This window comes from Isoptericola sp. BMS4, assembly GCF_011634835.1.
In the GTDB taxonomy this organism is placed as follows: Bacteria; Actinomycetota; Actinomycetes; order Actinomycetales; family Cellulomonadaceae; genus Isoptericola.
Window position 1 is genome coordinate 3,377,849 of sequence record NZ_SIRP01000001.1, and the last position, 15,529, is coordinate 3,393,377.

Consider the following 15,529-nt stretch of genomic DNA (forward strand, 5'->3'; position numbering starts at 1 on the left):
CGGCTCCCCCGGGGAGCCGCGGCAGCCCGGCGCCGCCGTCCCGCGCCCGATCACCCGGCAGATCCCGGTGCAGGCCATCCCGCCCCGCCGGCAGCCCGTGCCGCCGCCGCTGGACAAGCCCGGACTCTCCGACGACCCCGAGTGGTACCGGCGGGCCGTCTTCTACGAGGTGCTGGTGCGGGCGTTCTCCGACTCCGGCGACGCCGGCGCCGGCGACCTGCGTGGCATCACGCACCGTCTCGACTACCTGCAGTGGCTGGGGGTGGACGCGCTGTGGCTGCCGCCGTTCTACCCGTCGCCGCTGCGGGACGGCGGGTACGACGTCGCGGACTTCACGTCGGTCGCAGGCCAGTACGGCACGCTGGCGGACTTCACCGACCTGGTCGCGGAGGCCCACGCGCGCGGCATCCGGGTGGTCGTGGACCTCGTGATGAACCACACCAGCGACCAGCACCCGTGGTTCCAGGCGTCGCGCAGCGACCCGGACGGTCTGTACGGCGACTTCTACGTGTGGTCCGACGACGACACGCGCTACGAGGGCGCCCGCATCATCTTCGTGGACACGGAGACGAGCAACTGGACGTTCGACCCGGTGCGGCGGCAGTTCTTCTGGCACCGCTTCTTCAGCCACCAGCCGGACCTCAACTTCACCAACCCGCACGTGGGCGAGGCGATGCTCGACGTCGCGCGCTTCTGGCTCGACGTCGGGGTGGACGGCTTCCGCCTCGACGCGGTGCCGTACCTGTTCGAGGCCGAGGGCACCAACTGCGAGAACCTGCCGGAGACGCACGCGTTCCTGCGGCGGGTGCGCCGGCTGATCGACGACGAGTACCCGGGCCGCATCGTGCTCGCGGAGGCGAACCAGTGGCCGGAGGACGTGGTGGACTACTTCGGCACGGCGGACGAGCCCGAGTGCCACATGTGCTTCCACTTCCCGGTGATGCCGCGCCTGTACTACGCGATCCGCGACCAGCGGGCGCGCCAGCTCCTGGAGATCCTCGCCGACACCCCGGAGATCCCGGCGCCCGGCGGGCAGTGGAGCACGTTCCTGCGCAACCACGACGAGCTGACCCTCGAGATGGTGTCCACCGAGGAGCGCGCCGCGATGTACGGCTGGTACGCCCCCGACCCGCGGATGCGCGCGAACGTCGGCATCCGGCGTCGGCTGGCACCGCTGCTGGACGACTCGCGCAAGGAGATCGAGCTGGCGCACGCGCTGCTGCTGTCGCTGCCGGGCTCCCCCTGCCTGTACTACGGCGACGAGATCGGCATGGGGGACAACATCTGGCTGCCGGACCGCGACGCGGTGCGCACGCCGATGCAGTGGACGCCCGACCGCAACGCGGGCTTCTCCACCGCCGACCCGGGCAAGCTGTACCTGCCGCTGGTGCAGTCGCTCGTGCACCACTACGAGCACCGGAACGTGGAGGCGCAGCTCGCGCAGACCACGAGCCTGCTGCACTGGGTGCACGGCATGCTCGCGGTGCGCAGGCTGCACCCGGCGTTCGGGCTGGGCGACTTGGGGGCCCTGGAGGCCGACGACGACGCCGTGCTGGCGTACACGCGGGCCTCCGACACCGAGACGGTGCTGGTCGCGGCGAACCTCGCCGCGACGGCGCGCGCCACCCGGGTCCACCTGCCCGGGTTCGCGGGATGGTCGCTCACGGACCTGTTCGGCGGCGGCCGCTTCCCGTCGGTGGCCGCCGACGGCACGGTGACGATGACGTGGGGGTCGCGCGACTTCTACTGGCTGCTGCTGACCCCGCCGGGGCCGTCCGACGGCGGTGGGGAGCGGTGACCGGGGTCGCGGTGCGGTCAGCCGCGCAGGGTCCGGACCCGAGCGTCGCGGACCTCCTCGCGGCCTGGCTGCCCGGGCGGCGCTGGTTCCCGGGCGCCGGCGACGTCCGCGCGGAGCCGTGGCTCGCGGTGACGTTCGACGCGACCGGCGCGGCGGGCGGCCACGGGGCGGACGTCGTGCTGCTGCTGGTCCGACTGACCGGCGCGGGGCTGCCCGGCGGTGGGGTCGTGGCACAGGTGCCCCTGGTGCTCACCCCGCCGGCCGATGCCGGCCCGGGCCTCATCGCGGTGGTGCGCACCGCCACCGGGGACGTCGCGGTGCACGACGGCGGCGAGCACCCGTCGTGCTGGCTCACGCTCCTGCACGCGGCGGGGGTGGCGACGGGCGACGTGCCCGACGACGACCTCGTGGCGGGCGGGCGCCCTGTGGGCGGCGAGCAGTCGAACACGAGCGTCCTGCTGCCGGGGGTGCCGTCACCGTCCGGGGCGGGCGCGATCCTCAAGATCCTGCGCACCGTCGGGCCCGGCCCCCACCCGGACGTCGTCGTGCCGCAGGCCCTCACCCGGGCCGGCTGGGACGGCGTGCCCCGCTTCCTCGGCGCGCTGCAGGTCAGCACCCCGCCGCTGGAGCCGGCGGTCCCGGGCGCCGCGACGGTCGACCTCGGCGCCGCCGGCGAGACGGCGCTCGCCGTGGTCAGCGAGCGGGTACCCGACGCCCGGGACGGGTTCGAGCTGGCGTGCGAGCACGCGGCGCACGGCGAGTCGTTCGCGCACCTGGCGGGCGGCCTCGGGCGAGTGGTCGCCGAGCTGCACGCGACGCTGCGCCGCACGATGCCGCCGGGCCCGCGGGTGGACCCGGCGGCCTTCGTCGCGGGGCTGCGGCGGCGCGCCGCGACCGCCGTCGCCGAGGCGCCGGCCCTGGCCGACCGGCTGCCGCGGATCACGGCGCTGCTGGACGACCTGCGGCGGCACCTGCCACGGGCGCACCTGCAGACGATCCACGGCGACCTCCACCTCGGCCAGGCCCTGCACGGGGCGACCGGCTGGAAGCTGCTCGACTTCGAGGGCGAGCCGCAGCGGCCGGTCGCCGAGCGCGCCGTCCCCGACCTGCCGCTGCGCGACGTCGCGGGCATGGTGCGCTCGTTCGACTACGCCGCCGCGGTCGGCGGCGCCCCGGAGCCCGCGGCGTGGCGCGACGAGGCCGCGCACGCTTTCGTCGCCGCCTACCGCGACGGCGGTGGCAGCCCGGAGACGGACCCGCCGACGACCGACCTGGTCCTGCGCGCGCTCGTGCTGGACAAGGCGCTGTACGAGGTGGTCTACGAGACGCGGCAGCGCCCCGCCTGGGTGCACATCCCGCTGGCCGCCGTGGACCGGGTGCTCGACGGCGGCGCGTAGGCCGGGCGGCGAACGTCGCCGGAGGTGCGCTCGGCACGCGGCGACGCGCCAGCGGTGCCAAGGTGTGTGAATGACCTCCGGAGCCAGCTCACGCGTCCCGCCCGGCGGCCGGCCGGCAGCGCCCGCCGTCGACCCGGAGGTGCTCACCGCGCTCACGCACGGCACCACGCACGACCCGCACGCGGTGCTCGGGCCGCACCCGGTCGAGGCCGGGCCGGACGGCGGGGTGTGGGCGGTGGTCCGGGTGCTGCGGCCGCTCGCCGACGAGGTGGTCCTCGTGACGGCGGACGGCGACGAGCACCCGGCCCGGCACGACGCGGCGGGCGTGTGGACCGCCGTCGTCCCGGCGTCGACCGGTGCCGACGACACCTGGCACGCCCCCGACTACCGCGTCCGGACCCGGTACGGCGACGACGTGCGGACCGCCGACGACCCGTACCGGTTCTGGCCGACGCTCGGCGAGACGGACCTGCACCTGATCGGCGAGGGGCGTCACGAGGAGCTGTGGCGGGTGCTCGGGGCGAACCCGCGCCGCTACCCGTCCACGCACCCCGCCGAGGAGGACGGCGTCACCGGGACGGCGTTCGCGGTGTGGGCCCCGAACGCCCGCGGCGTCCGCCTCGTCGGCGACCACAACCGGTGGACGGGCGTGCACCCCATGCGCTCGCTGGGCGCCAGCGGGGTGTGGGAGCTGTTCGTCCCCGGTGTGGGGCCGGGCACCCGCTACAAGTTCGAGGTGCTGGGCGCCGACCGCGTCTGGCGGGCCAAGGCCGACCCGCTCGCCAAGGGCACGGAGGTGCCGCCCGCCACCGCGTCCGTCGTCGTCGACTCCACGTACGTGTGGGGTGACGACGACTGGATCCAGGCGCGCGCCGCCCACGACCCGCACTCGGGGCCGCTCAGTGTCTACGAGGTGCACCTCGGGTCGTGGCGGCCCGGCCTCGGCTACCGCGAGCTGGCCGACGAGCTCGCCGCCTACGTCACGGAGCAGGGGTTCACGCACATCGAGCTCCTGCCGGTCGCCGAGCACCCGTTCGGGGGCTCCTGGGGCTACCAGGTCACGGGCTACTACGCGCCCACCGCGCGGTTCGGGCACCCGGACGACTTCCGCCACCTCGTGGACACCCTGCACCGGGCGGGTGTCGGCGTGCTCCTCGACTGGGTGCCGGCGCACTTCCCGCGCGACGAGTTCGCGCTCGCCCGGTTCGACGGCACCCCGACGTACGAGCACCCCGACCCGCGGCGCGGCGAGCAGCGCGACTGGGGCACGTACGTCTTCGACTTCGGCCGCCCCGAGGTCCGCAACTTCCTCGTGGCCAACGCGAGCTACTGGCTGGACGAGTTCCACGCCGACGGCCTGCGGGTCGACGCCGTCGCGTCGATGCTCTACCTGGACTACTCGCGCGAGCCGGGCGACTGGGTGCCGAACGTCCACGGCGGGCGGGAGAACCTCGAGGCGATCGCATTCCTGCGCGAGGCGAACACCGTCGCCTACGGGCGCCACCCGGGCGTCCTGATGATCGCCGAGGAGTCCACCGCCTTCCCCGGGGTGACCCGGCCCGTCGACGCGGGCGGCCTCGGCTTCGGGCTCAAGTGGAACATGGGCTGGATGAACGACTCGCTGCGGTACGTCGCCGAGGACCCGATGTACCGGCGCTACCACCACCACGAGCTGACCTTCTCGCTCGTGTACGCGTTCTCCGAGCAGTACCTGCTCCCGGTCAGTCACGACGAGGTGGTCCACGGCAAGGGGTCGCTGCTGCGCAAGATGCCGGGCGACCGCTGGAAGCAGCTCGCCGGGGTGCGCGCCTTCCTCGCCTACCAGTGGACCCACCCGGGCAAGCAGCTGCTGTTCATGGGCTGCGAGCTGGCGCAGGACGCCGAGTGGGACGAGGCCTCCGGGCTGGACTGGTGGCTGCTCGACGACCCGGGCCACGCCGGCGTGCAGCGGCTGGTCCGCGACCTCAACGCCCTGTACCGCGCGACGCCGGCGCTGTGGGAGCGGGACTTCGACCCGGCCGGCTTCGAGTGGCTCGACGCGGACGACGCCGACCACGACACGCTGTCGTGGGTGCGCCGCGACGGCGACGGGCGACCCGTGGTCGTCGTGGTCAACTTCGCGGGCGTGCCGCACGAGCACTACCGGCTGGCGATGCCGGACGGCGGCGACTGGGACGAGGTGCTGAACACCGACGCGGAGGTCTACGGCGGGTCGGGCGTCGGGAACCTCGGCCGCGTCCGCACCACCCCCGTGCCGCACAAGGGGCGCCGGCACTCCGCCACGCTGCGGGTCCCGCCGCTCGGCGCGCTCGTCCTCCGTCCCGCCGGCTGACACCCCCGGCCCGGACCCCCTCAGTACAGGCTGATCGCCAGCCGCCGGCGCGCCTTGCCGACGCGGGGGTCGGACGGCCCGACGACCTCGAAGTAGTCCAGGAGCCGCACGCGCAGCTTCTCCTTGGCCTCGGCGTCCGCGCCGGGAAGCAGCTCCAGGAGCCGCGCGAACGCGTCGTCGACCTTGCCGCCGAGCATGTCCGTGTCGGCCACGGCGAGCTGGGCGTCCACGTCGGCGGGGGCGTCGGCCGCGGCCGCGCGGACGGCCTGCAGGTCGGCGCCGCGGGTGCGCTGCAGCAGCCGCACCTGGGCGATCCCGGCCACCGCGAGGGCGTCCTTCGGGTCCTGCTTGATCGCCTTGGCGTACGCGGCCTCCGCGGCGTCCAGGTCGTCGCGCTCGATGGCGTCGTACGCCTCCTGGTGCAGCGGCGGCAGGGGCTCCTCGACGGGCTCGGGCTCCGCGGCCTCCTCGCCGGCGCCGTCGCCGCCCTGCGCGGGTGCGCGGCCGGTGATGCCGTTCTGCTCGGCCGCGGCGAGCACCTGGTCGAGCACGCCGCGCACCTGCTCCTCCTCGGCCGCGCCCTGGAAGAGGGGCAGGGGCTGGCCCTGGATGACGGCGACGACCATCGGCACGCCCTGCGCCTGGAACGCGGCCGCGATCTGCGGCTGCGCCTGGGCGTCCACCCGCCCGAGCAGGAACCGCCCGGCGTACTCCTCCGCCAGCCGGCCCAGCAGGGTGCCGAGCTCGGCGTTCGCCTGGTCCGTCGGGACCCACAGGAGCACCACGACCGGGTACTGGGTCGAGTCCTGCACGACCTGCTGGAAGTTCTGCTCGGTGAGGTCGACCACGAAGCCGCCGGCGGTCGGCGCGCCACCGGGCTCCCCCGGGGGCGGCGACTGCGGACGGTTGAGCGACGACAGGTCGACGGCGCCGCGCGTGCTGATGCTCGGCTCGGGGGTGGGCTGACTCATGGTCGACATCCTAAGAGTCGAGGCGTCACTCGTTCGACGCCGCGGTCGCGTCGTGCTGGTAGCCGAGCGGGCGGATCTTGCCGTCCGCGTCCTTCGGCGGGACGTAGAGGGCCACCATGTCCGTGTACTCCACCGTGAGGACGTTGCTCGGGTCCTGGTCGCCGAACAGCGCCTCCTGGGTGGCGGTCAGCGGCGGCACCTCGGCCTCCTCCTCCGCGGTGAGCTTCGTGGTGCCCTCCAGGACGCCCATGACGAGCGCGCCGCCGTCGGCGGTCCGCACGGCCCGGACGGCGTCCTTGCGGGCCTCGTACTTCACCGTGAGCTCGCTGCCCGCGTCCTCGAACCCCGGGGTGTTCTCACGCACGTTCTTCGCGTCGGACTGCACCCGCGACACGAGGTCGCCGTCCGGCAGGTCGAAGGCGTCGGAGAACGAGGACTTCTTCGCGCCGAGCCCCACGAGGTCCGCGTACTGCGCCAGCGCGTCGGCCGGCGTCGCGACGAGCGACTCGTCGTCGGCCGGCACCGCCTCGCTGCCGATCCCCGCGTCCGCGAAGGCGGGCATCTGCACGCCGGGGATCAGCTGCACCCAGGCCCACATCTTGTAGTCGTCGCGGGCCTCGGACTGGTCGAGCGCGACGAGCCGCGGGGTCTCCATGTCCTCGGTGGGCGCGGTGATCGAGAAGCTGGTCCGCCGCCAGGTGTTCGTGGTGGGGATGATGAGCTGCTGCGACTCGCTCGGGATGGCGGTGACGAAAGACGCGTCGTCGTCGTTGGACTTCGCGATCTCGAACTGGCTCGTGCGGACCTCCAGCGCCGGCCCGGTCACCCGGGACTTCAACGCCTTCGACTCGAGCTTCTTGTCCGCCTTGCCGAGCGTCTCGCCGACGGCGGTGAGCACGTCGGTGTCCTGCTCCTCGCTCAGCACCGGGCCGTCGAACGCCTGCCCGGCCTGCGGCTGCGGCGGGACGTCCTCGGCGCAGGCGGTGAGGAGCGTGGACGAGACGACGACGGCGGTCGCGGCGGCCAGCCCGCGGCGGGCGGTGCGGCGGTTCATCGGTTCTCCCCGTCGGTCGAGTCGTGCCCCGGCCGGTCGCCGGAGCTCCCGGTCCGGTCGGCCGTCTGGCCGAAGCCCCAGGTGGCGCGCCAGGCGGCGGCCCGGCCCGCGGGCGTGGACAGGTCGGGCCCTGCGGCGTCGTCCTTGCTGCCCTCGGGCGCACCGTGCTGGCGCACGACCGGGATGGACCCGGTCATGGCGCGCAGCATGCGCGAGACGCCACCCTGCTCGGCGGCACGGCGGGCCTCCTCCTGGGCGCGCAGCTCGCGCCGCGTCATCCTCGGCACGGAGCCGGTGGCGGGCCGGTCCTCGGGTGTCGGAGGGGCGGGAGTGGGGACGGCCACGGCGTCGGTGCCGGCGGGAGGCGCGACCGGAGCCGCACGGCGACGCGAGCGGCGCAGCAGGCGGCCCGCCACGGGGACCTCCGCGGTCCGGCTCTCGTCGCCCGGGACCACGGCGGGCCCCGCGACCGGGAGCTCGGCGCCGTCCTCGGGCGCGTCCTGCCCCGAGGCCGGCCCGGGGCCCTGCGCGTCGGCCGGCCCGGCGTCCCGGTCGCCGCCCGGAGCCTCGGGCGGCGTCCAGGGCGGCGCGGCGGGACCGGCGTCGGCGGTGCCTCGGCCGCGCACGGGGCCGAAGAGCGTCGCGGTGCCGGTCTCGGAGGAGTCGGCCGTGCCCTCGGGCTCGGCGGCCGTGGTGGTCGTCTCGTCCCCGCCCGCGGCGCGCGCGGCGGCGCGGCGACGGCGGCGCGGCTTGCGGAACCCGAGCACGAGCAGCACGAGGCCGACGAGCACGAGCGCAGCACCCGCGCCGACGGCGGGCCACAGGTACGGCGTGGTGACGGCGCGCGGCCAGGTGAACGTCAGCGAGGGGGCCTGCGCCTCGTCGCCGACGCCGGCCGCGAGCAGCGTCCAGCGGCCGGGGCGGTCGCTCCAGCGCAGCGTGACGCCGCCGGAGTCCGACGCCTCGGCGACCCACATGTCCGAGCCCGCCGGGTCGGCGCCGCTGGGCTTCACGGGCTCCGCGGGCTCGTCGCCCTCGCCCTCGGGCTCCGGCGCGCCCTGCTCCACCGCGAGGGTCTCCCAGTCGCTCAGCCCCGTCACGCGCGAGGAGGGCTCCTGGCCCACCCAACCGTCGACGTCGACGTCGCGTCCGACGACGAGCGTGACCTTCTGCCCGTCGGGCACCGAGGCCGTCACGGTCACGTCGTCGCTCACCAGACCCAGGACTCCGGGGTCGGTGACGACCATCGTGCCGTCACCGGCGGGCCGAGCCGTGGCGACCACCGTGTCGGAGTCGCGCCAGACCGTGGCGGAGGCGACTCCGAGCGCGACGGAGACCAGTCCGAGGAGGACCAGGACGCCGCCCAGAATGCGTTGCAGCACCGAGCTTCCCTTTCGACGAGGACAGTCCAGCATAGGGACGCGCCGGGGCGGCCCGTCCACGAGAGCCCGGGCGAGCGCCCCGGTTCACGAACCCTTCACGAGTCGCGTACGACCGCCACGCCGGGAGGACGACGTCCGGCCACATCGCCCAGGTCAGAGCGAATCGGCCCCCGCAGAGGGCTGCACTATTCGTCCGATATAGGGAAGAATGCTCCGGGTATCGGTTCCGGGGGGCACGACACTATCCTGACGGGGGCCGGTCCCACCCTGGCACCCACCACTCACGGAGGTCTGCACGTGTCCGACGAGCGCACGCTCTTCCCGATCACCATGCGCGGCTACGACCGCGCCCAGGTCGAGAGCCACGTCTCCCGACTCGAGCAGGCGCTGGAGGAGGCCCGCCGCAACGTCGAGGCGACCGACGCGCGCGCCATGCAGCTGTCGTCCGAGGTCGTCGAGCTGCAGCACCAGCTCCGCGAGAACGAGAAGCCGTCCTACGCCGGCCTCGGCGCCCGCGTCGAGCACCTGCTGCGGTCCGCCGAGGAGCAGTCCGCCGAGGTCCTCACCCAGGCGAACCAGCAGGCCGCGGACATCATGGCGCGGGCCAAGCTCTCCGCCGGCCAGGTGCGCTCGCGCGCCGAGTCCGAGGCGTCCGAGCTGCTCGGCAACGCCCGGCGCGAGGCGGAGGAGATCCGCACCACCAGCTCCGCCGAGGCCGAGGGCACCCTGCTGGCCGCCCAGCGCCGCGCCGAGGAGATGGTCGGCTCCGCCGAGCGCGAGGCCGCCCTCATCACGAGCACCCTCGCCACGGAGGAGAGCGAGCGACGCGCCACGCTGGAGCGTGAGATCGGCGTGCTGCGCTCCACCGCGGAGCGCGAGACGACCGAGCTGCGCGTCAGCACCGAGCGCGACACGGCCCAGATGCGCGCGCAGGCGTCGGCCGAGTCGGCCGCGATGCGCGAGGAGGCCGAGACCGAGTCCACCGAGCTGCTCGAGCGCACGCGCCGGGAGGCCGCCCGCATCGTCGCCGAGGCGAAGCACCAGGCGGCCGAGTCGGCGGACGCCGTCACCGTGGAGCTCGAGCAGCTCCGCGAGCAGGCCCGCTCCGCGCTGGCCGACGCCGAGCTCGAGATCTCGCAGCGGCGCGAGCAGGTCGAGCACGAGGCCGCCGAGCGGCACGAGAAGGCGCGCCAGGAGACGGACCAGCTCGTGCGCTCCGCCGAGGAGCACGCGGCGGAGGCCGAGAAGCGCGTCGCCCACGCGCTCGAGCAGGCCGAGAAGGTCCGCAGCGAGTCCGACGCGTACGTCAAGCAGCTCGTGGCGGACGCCCGCCGCGCGGCGGACGGCATCATCGCCGAGGCCCGCGAGTTCGCCGACCAGACCGTGTCCGACGCCCAGGTGGAGGCGGAGCACCAGCGCACCTCCGCGCAGCGCCAGCTCGAGGACCTGACGCGGCGGCACGACTCGGTGAACTCCTACCTGGACGAGCTGCGCGGGCTCCTCAACACCGAGAGCGTCAACCGGCCGCAGGGTCAGCCCGCGGAGGAGACGCCGATCCCGGTCCAGCAGGTCGCCGCACCCGAGCCGGCCAAGCCGACCGCGAAGAAGTCGGCCGCGAAGAAGCCCGCGCCCGCCGTGGACGACTCGGCCGACTCCGCCGACGCGGACGAGCAGGCCGACGACGCCGACCGGGCCGAGCAGGCCGACGGCGCCGACCGGGCCGAGCAGGCCGCGAAGGACGAGGCCCCCGCGCCGTCGAACGCCTGACGACGCACCGGCACAGGGACCGACCGAGCACCGCCCGTCACGGACGGGCGGTGCTCGTGTATCCCTCCTGCCACGGCCAGCGCGGCGGCGCCGCCTGCTCGGCGACCCTCCGGTGCAGCAGCCCGAGCGCGGCGGCCACGGACGACGGGTCCTCGACCGCACTCAGGTGCCCCACGCGGGGGACGACCGTCAGCGCCGCGTCCTTGGCCGCCTCCGCCATGTGCCGGGCGTCGTCCGGGGTGGTGACCGTGTCCTCCGCGCCGACGACGACCGCCACCGGGCCCCGGAACGACCGCAGCACCTCCGTGCGGTCCGGGCGGGCCGCCATCGCGCGCTGGGCCCAGGCCACCCCCGTCGGGGACTGGGCACGGATCCACGCCTCGAGCTGCGGGAAGAGCTCGCGGCGCTCCGCGGCGCTCGTCGGCCCGAGCAGCGTGGACGGCATCGACAGGACGGGGTCGATGGTCTGCGAGCCGGTGACCGCGTCGGCGACGCGCAGCCGGTTCGCGCGCGCCTGGTCGGTGTCCGCGGTCGACTTGGTGTCGACCAGCCCCAGCCCCACGACGAACCCCGGGTGCCGCTCGGCCAGCGCCAGGGCGACGTAGCCGCCCATGGACAGCCCCACCACGACGCCGTTGCCCTCGCCCTGGTCGCGCAGCGTGCCGTACACGGCGTCGGCCACGTCCTCGAGCCGTGCCCGCATCCCGGAGAGCTCGGAGTGGCCCTGGCCGGGCAGGTCCACGCCGATGGCCCGCACGCCGGGCGGCAGCGCCCGGGCGGCGGCCGCCCACATGCGATGGTCCAGCGGGAACGCGTGCAGCAGGACGAGCGGGGTGCCGCCGCCGTCGTGCAGCGGGTAGGTCGCCAGCGCTGCTGGGGTCGTGGTCATCGTCGACTCCTCACTGTTCGCCGTGGCAGGGCCCGGTCGGGTCCGTCAGGTGGCGACGGGCGCCTGGAGCACGTCGCCGTCGTAGCGGGTGGGCAGCGGCGGGTGGCCCGGCAGCACGTGCCCGGCGATCTCGTCGAGCACCCGCCGCACCGACGGCTCGCCCACCCACAGGTGCTTGGCGCCGTCGACGCCGATCACCTCCGCCTGCGGCACGCGGGCGAACCGCTCGCGCGCCTCGTCGGGGCGCAGGTAGTCGTCCAGCTCCGGGACGAGCACGACGAGCGGCTTGCCGAACTCGGCCCAGCGGTCCAGGTCCGCGTCGGTCGCGCGGTGCAGCGGCGGGGAGAGCAGGATCGCGCCCTCGACGCCCGGGTCGGTGCCGTGCTTGAGGATCAGCTCCGTGCCGAACGACCAGCCGACGAGCCACGGCCGGGGCAGCTCGCGGAACTCCGCCAGCTCGATCGCCGCGGCGACGTCGAAGCGCTCCGCCTCGCCGCCGTCGAACTCGCCCTCGGACGTGCCGCGCGGGGACGACGTGCCGCGCGTGTTGAAGCGGAGCACGGCCAGGTCGGCCAGCGCGGGGAGCCGCCAGGCGGCCTTCCGGTAGACGTGCGAGTCCATGTACCCGCCGTGGGTCGGCAGGGGGTGGAAGGTCAGCAGCGTCGCGGCCGGCTCACGGTCGGCGGGCAGGGCGAGCTCCCCGACGAGCGTGAGCCCGTCCGCGGTGTGCAGCTCGACGTCCTCGCGCCGGGCGGGGAGCACGGTCAGCGAGCGGATCTGGTGGCCGGTGGCGGTGCCGGCGGAGCTGTCGTTCATCACCACCCAGCCTAGGACCACCGTGCATGGGGCGCCCGGCACCGTCCGGCCGGTCGGCGCACGCCTCAGCGCAGCCGGCCGCGGCGCTCCCAGCAGGAGGAGTGCCAGTGCCGCCGGTCCTCGAGGCCCGCGGCCTCTCCCCCGACGGCGTCGCGCTGCCAGGCGACGACGTGGGGCGTGCCCGGGAGGATGTCCTGCCGGCAGGCGGGGCACACGTACACCTTGTCGCCGCCGCGCAGCCGGCGCACCGTCCACTCGCCGTCGGCCGCGCTCTCGTGCCGCACGCCGCCGAGAGCGCGGTCCATGTCGAGCGGCTGGTGCTGCGCACCCCAAGGGCGCTTGCGGGACGGGCGACGCGAGGGCATACGTCCCATTGTCACCTCTGGGACCGGCCGCCCCGTGGCCCGTTCGACGGCGCGCCGGCCGGCCCGCGCCGGACCACGGATGGACCGGTCAGGGAGCGGTCAGGTGAGGCCGCTACAGTGGCCCGGTTCGCCCCGCCGACAGAAGGACCCCTCGTGAAGCTCCGCACGTCCGCCGGCGCCGCCGCGCTCGCGCTGACCGCCGCCCTGACACTCACCGCCTGCGGCCAGGACGAGCCCGGCGACGCGCCCTCGGCCTCCCCGTCCGCGTCCCCCTCGGCGGCCGCCACCGAGATGCCGCAGCCGACCGAGGAGGACATCGCCGCCGTCGATGCCGTGACGGTGAAGGGCAAGGCCGGCAAGGAGCCGAAGCTGTCGTTCGACAAGGGCCTGCAGCTGTCCGCCCCGACGTCGCGCGTCGTGGACGAGGGCGACGGGGACCCGGTCACCGAGGGCGCCAAGGTCACCATCGACTACGTCGCCTACGACGGGGACGCCACGAAGCTCGGCTCCACCTGGGACAGCGCCGCCCCCGAGTCGTTCATCATGGGCGACGCCCAGTACTCGCTGCTCACCGAGCCTCTCACCGGGCAGAAGGTCGGGTCGCGCGTGCTCGTCGCCAACTCGGGCCCCGCGCAGGACGGCTCCACGCAGACGGTCGTGAACCTCGTCGAGGTGACGGGGGTCGAGGACGTCCCGACGCGCGCCGAGGGCGAGGCCGTCGAGCCGGCCGAAGGCCTGCCCGCGGTGACCCTCGACGACTCCGGCGAGCCGTCGGTCGAGATCCCCGAGGGCTACGAGGCCCCGAAGAAGCTCGTGGCGCAGACCCTCATCAAGGGCGACGGGCCGAAGGTCACGAAGGACCAGACTGTCACTGCGCAGTACACCGGGTGGACGCTCGACGGCACCGTGTTCGACTCTTCGTGGGAGCGCGGGACGCCGGCCTCGTTCTCGCTGCAGCAGGTCATCAAGGGCTGGACGAACGGGCTGTCCGGCCAGACGGTCGGCAGCCAGGTGCTGCTCGTGATCCCGGCCGAGCAGGCCTACGGGTCCAACCCGCCCCAGGGCAGCAGCATCGAGCCCGACTCGCCCCTCGTCTTCGTCGTGGACATCCTCGACGCCGAGTGACGACGTGCGGGTGACGTGCGGCACGCCGCACGCCGTCCGCCCAGGTCGGACACCGTCGACGGCGGGCCCCCGGTCTCCGGGGGCCCGCCGTCGCGCGTAGGGTCGGGTGCCATGAGCGCAGAGCCTGCCCCGTCGTCCGTGCCGCCCGAGCGCGAGGTCCTCACCTGGGCCCGGTTCCCGGTCGCGATCCGCGCGCTGGCCGAGCGGGTCGTCTCGAGCGGGTTCGTGCCCGACGTCGTCGTCGCCGTCGCGCGCGGCGGCCTGGTCCCGGGCGGCGCCATGGCGTACGCGCTGGGCACCAAGGGCGTGGGCACGCTCAACGTGGAGTTCTACACGGACATCGGCAGGACGCTCGACGACCCGCGCGTGCTGCCGCCGCTCATGGACACCTCGGAGCTGCCGGGCTCGAAGGTGCTGGTCGTCGACGACGTCGCCGACTCGGGCCGCACGCTCGACCTCGTGATGCGGATGCTCGCCGAGCAGGGCGCCGACGCCCGCTCCGCCGTGCTGTACACGAAGCCGCGCTCGATCGTCCGCCCCGACTACTCGTGGTGCGACACCGACCTGTGGATCACGTTCCCCTGGTCGGCGGAGCCGCCCGTGACGGGAGCGCCCTCCGCCGACGCGTGAGCCCGCGGGCCGGACTCGTCAGGCCGTCCTGGCGTGCAGCGCCCGGGCACGGTCCAGCACGACATCGGGGCACTCCTCCGGCAGGAAGTGCCCGGCGCCGGGGACGACCTCGACGGTGAGGTCGCGCGCCCGGCCGCCGTCGTCGAAGAACCGCTCGTCAGCGACGAGGTCCCGCTCCCCCAGGAGCGAGACGGTGGGGACGGCGAGGCGTGCGTCCGCGTAGCGCCCCCGGAGCATGCCCACGAGCTCCGGCAGGATCAGCTGCCGGTAGAGCGCCGAGCCGGCCCGGGCACGGGCCGGCTCACGCAGGCGCTCGAGGTAGGTCTCGACGTCGTCCGGGCCGATCGCGCCCTCGTGCGCCGTGAACCCCTCGAACAGGTGCCGGACCACTCGCTGGCGGCCGCCGCCCAGGAGGCGCGGCCCCAGACCGGGCGTCGCGACCAGCGGCTGGAACCAGGCGTGGCGCAGCAGCAGGAGCAGCCGCGGGTGGAACCGCAGCCAGGGGTGCGGGACGGTGAGGCTCAGCAGGCTCGCGACCCGCCCGGGGTGCTCCAGCGCGAGACGGAAACCGACGATCGCGCCCCAGTCGTGCGCAACCAGGTGCACGCGCCCGAGGCCGAGCGTGTCGAGCACCCTCAGCACGTCGCGGGCGTGGTCGTCGGTCCTCTGCGGCCCGCCCGGCGTGCCGGACCAGCCGAAACCCCGCAGATCGAGGACCACCACGGGGCGTTCGAGCGCGAACGGGGGGATGACGTGCCGCCACTGCCACCAGTGCTGCGGGAAGCCGTGCAGGAGCACGACCGCTCGGGCCCCCGGGCCGTCCTCGGCCCTGACCACGTGGAGGCCGAGCTCGCCGGCCGGGCCGCCCTCGATCCGCACGAGCTCGTGCCGTACCCCGGGCAGGTCCGGCAGCCCCGCGCCGTCAGGGAACGGGTCCGCACGCCCTGCGCCGGCCGCGGCCATGGCTCAGCGTATCGCCCGCCCCGGCGGTCCCGCCGTGGGT

At 75.0% G+C, this 15,529-nt stretch carries 13 protein-coding genes; 6 read left to right on the plus strand and 7 right to left on the minus strand.

Annotation, left to right across the window (positions count from 1 at the left end; all coding sequences use genetic code 11):
* Nucleotides 1-67: 67 nt before the first annotated feature.
* The 3 genes from treS (at nucleotide 68) to glgB (ending at nucleotide 5,527) form a co-directional block, all read left to right on the plus strand.
* Nucleotides 68-1,798, plus strand: a complete 1,731-nt coding sequence (treS, locus tag EYB28_RS15270) for a maltose alpha-D-glucosyltransferase (RefSeq protein ID WP_240930749.1) — start codon at nucleotides 68-70, stop codon at nucleotides 1,796-1,798.
* Nucleotides 1,795-3,195, plus strand: a complete 1,401-nt coding sequence (locus EYB28_RS15275) for a maltokinase N-terminal cap-like domain-containing protein (RefSeq protein ID WP_166849563.1) — start codon at nucleotides 1,795-1,797, stop codon at nucleotides 3,193-3,195. Before treS ends, EYB28_RS15275 begins: the two co-directional genes overlap by 4 nt.
* A gap of 70 nt (nucleotides 3,196-3,265) precedes the next feature.
* Nucleotides 3,266-5,527, plus strand: a complete 2,262-nt coding sequence (glgB, locus tag EYB28_RS15280; RefSeq protein ID WP_166849565.1) for a 1,4-alpha-glucan branching protein GlgB — start codon at nucleotides 3,266-3,268, stop codon at nucleotides 5,525-5,527.
* 20 nt (nucleotides 5,528-5,547) lie between these two features.
* Here glgB and EYB28_RS15285 read toward each other — a convergent pair whose 3' ends face one another.
* From EYB28_RS15285 to EYB28_RS15295, 3 genes are read right to left on the minus strand one after another with little or no spacing between them, the layout of a single operon-like run.
* Nucleotides 5,548-6,498 (minus strand): tetratricopeptide repeat protein, encoded by a 951-nt coding sequence (locus EYB28_RS15285; protein WP_166849567.1) that lies wholly within the window; start codon nucleotides 6,496-6,498, stop codon nucleotides 5,548-5,550.
* 25 nt (nucleotides 6,499-6,523) lie between these two features.
* Nucleotides 6,524-7,552 (minus strand): hypothetical protein, encoded by a 1,029-nt coding sequence (locus EYB28_RS15290; protein WP_166849569.1) that lies wholly within the window; start codon nucleotides 7,550-7,552, stop codon nucleotides 6,524-6,526.
* A complete protein-coding gene (locus EYB28_RS15295) occupies nucleotides 7,549-8,934 on the minus strand; it encodes a hypothetical protein (RefSeq protein WP_166849571.1) in 1,386 nt (461 codons plus the stop codon). The genes EYB28_RS15290 and EYB28_RS15295 overlap by 4 nt, the downstream gene beginning before the upstream one ends.
* A 297-nt stretch (nucleotides 8,935-9,231) precedes the next feature.
* Here EYB28_RS15295 and EYB28_RS15300 point away from each other — a divergent pair, with 297 nt between their 5' ends.
* Nucleotides 9,232-10,701: a hypothetical protein gene (locus EYB28_RS15300; RefSeq protein ID WP_240930583.1), complete on the plus strand. Its 1,470-nt coding sequence runs from the start codon at nucleotides 9,232-9,234 to the stop codon at nucleotides 10,699-10,701.
* Nucleotides 10,702-10,738: 37 nt separating this feature from the next.
* Here the strand turns inward: EYB28_RS15300 and EYB28_RS15305 are convergent, their stop codons facing one another.
* From EYB28_RS15305 to EYB28_RS15315, 3 genes are all read right to left on the minus strand, one after another.
* Nucleotides 10,739-11,590 (minus strand): alpha/beta fold hydrolase, encoded by an 852-nt coding sequence (locus EYB28_RS15305; RefSeq protein ID WP_166849573.1) that lies wholly within the window; start codon nucleotides 11,588-11,590, stop codon nucleotides 10,739-10,741.
* A gap of 45 nt (nucleotides 11,591-11,635) precedes the next feature.
* A complete protein-coding gene (locus EYB28_RS15310; RefSeq protein WP_166849575.1) occupies nucleotides 11,636-12,406 on the minus strand; it encodes an alpha/beta hydrolase in 771 nt (256 codons plus the stop codon).
* A 65-nt stretch (nucleotides 12,407-12,471) separates the two neighbouring features.
* Nucleotides 12,472-12,771: a hypothetical protein gene (locus tag EYB28_RS15315; RefSeq protein WP_166849578.1), complete on the minus strand. Its 300-nt coding sequence runs from the start codon at nucleotides 12,769-12,771 to the stop codon at nucleotides 12,472-12,474.
* Nucleotides 12,772-12,924: 153 nt separating this feature from the next.
* Between EYB28_RS15315 and EYB28_RS15320 the strand changes: the two genes are divergently transcribed.
* Both EYB28_RS15320 and EYB28_RS15325 read left to right on the plus strand, forming a co-directional pair.
* Nucleotides 12,925-13,896 (plus strand): FKBP-type peptidyl-prolyl cis-trans isomerase, encoded by a 972-nt coding sequence (locus EYB28_RS15320; protein ID WP_166849581.1) that lies wholly within the window; start codon nucleotides 12,925-12,927, stop codon nucleotides 13,894-13,896.
* Between the two features lie 111 nt (nucleotides 13,897-14,007).
* A complete protein-coding gene (locus EYB28_RS15325; protein ID WP_166849584.1) occupies nucleotides 14,008-14,526 on the plus strand; it encodes a phosphoribosyltransferase in 519 nt (172 codons plus the stop codon).
* 18 nt (nucleotides 14,527-14,544) lie between these two features.
* Here EYB28_RS15325 and EYB28_RS15330 read toward each other — a convergent pair whose 3' ends face one another.
* On the minus strand, nucleotides 14,545-15,489 hold the full coding sequence (locus EYB28_RS15330; protein WP_205710938.1) for an alpha/beta fold hydrolase: 945 nt from the start codon (nucleotides 15,487-15,489) through the stop codon (nucleotides 14,545-14,547).
* Between the last annotated feature and the right edge of the window lie 40 nt (nucleotides 15,490-15,529).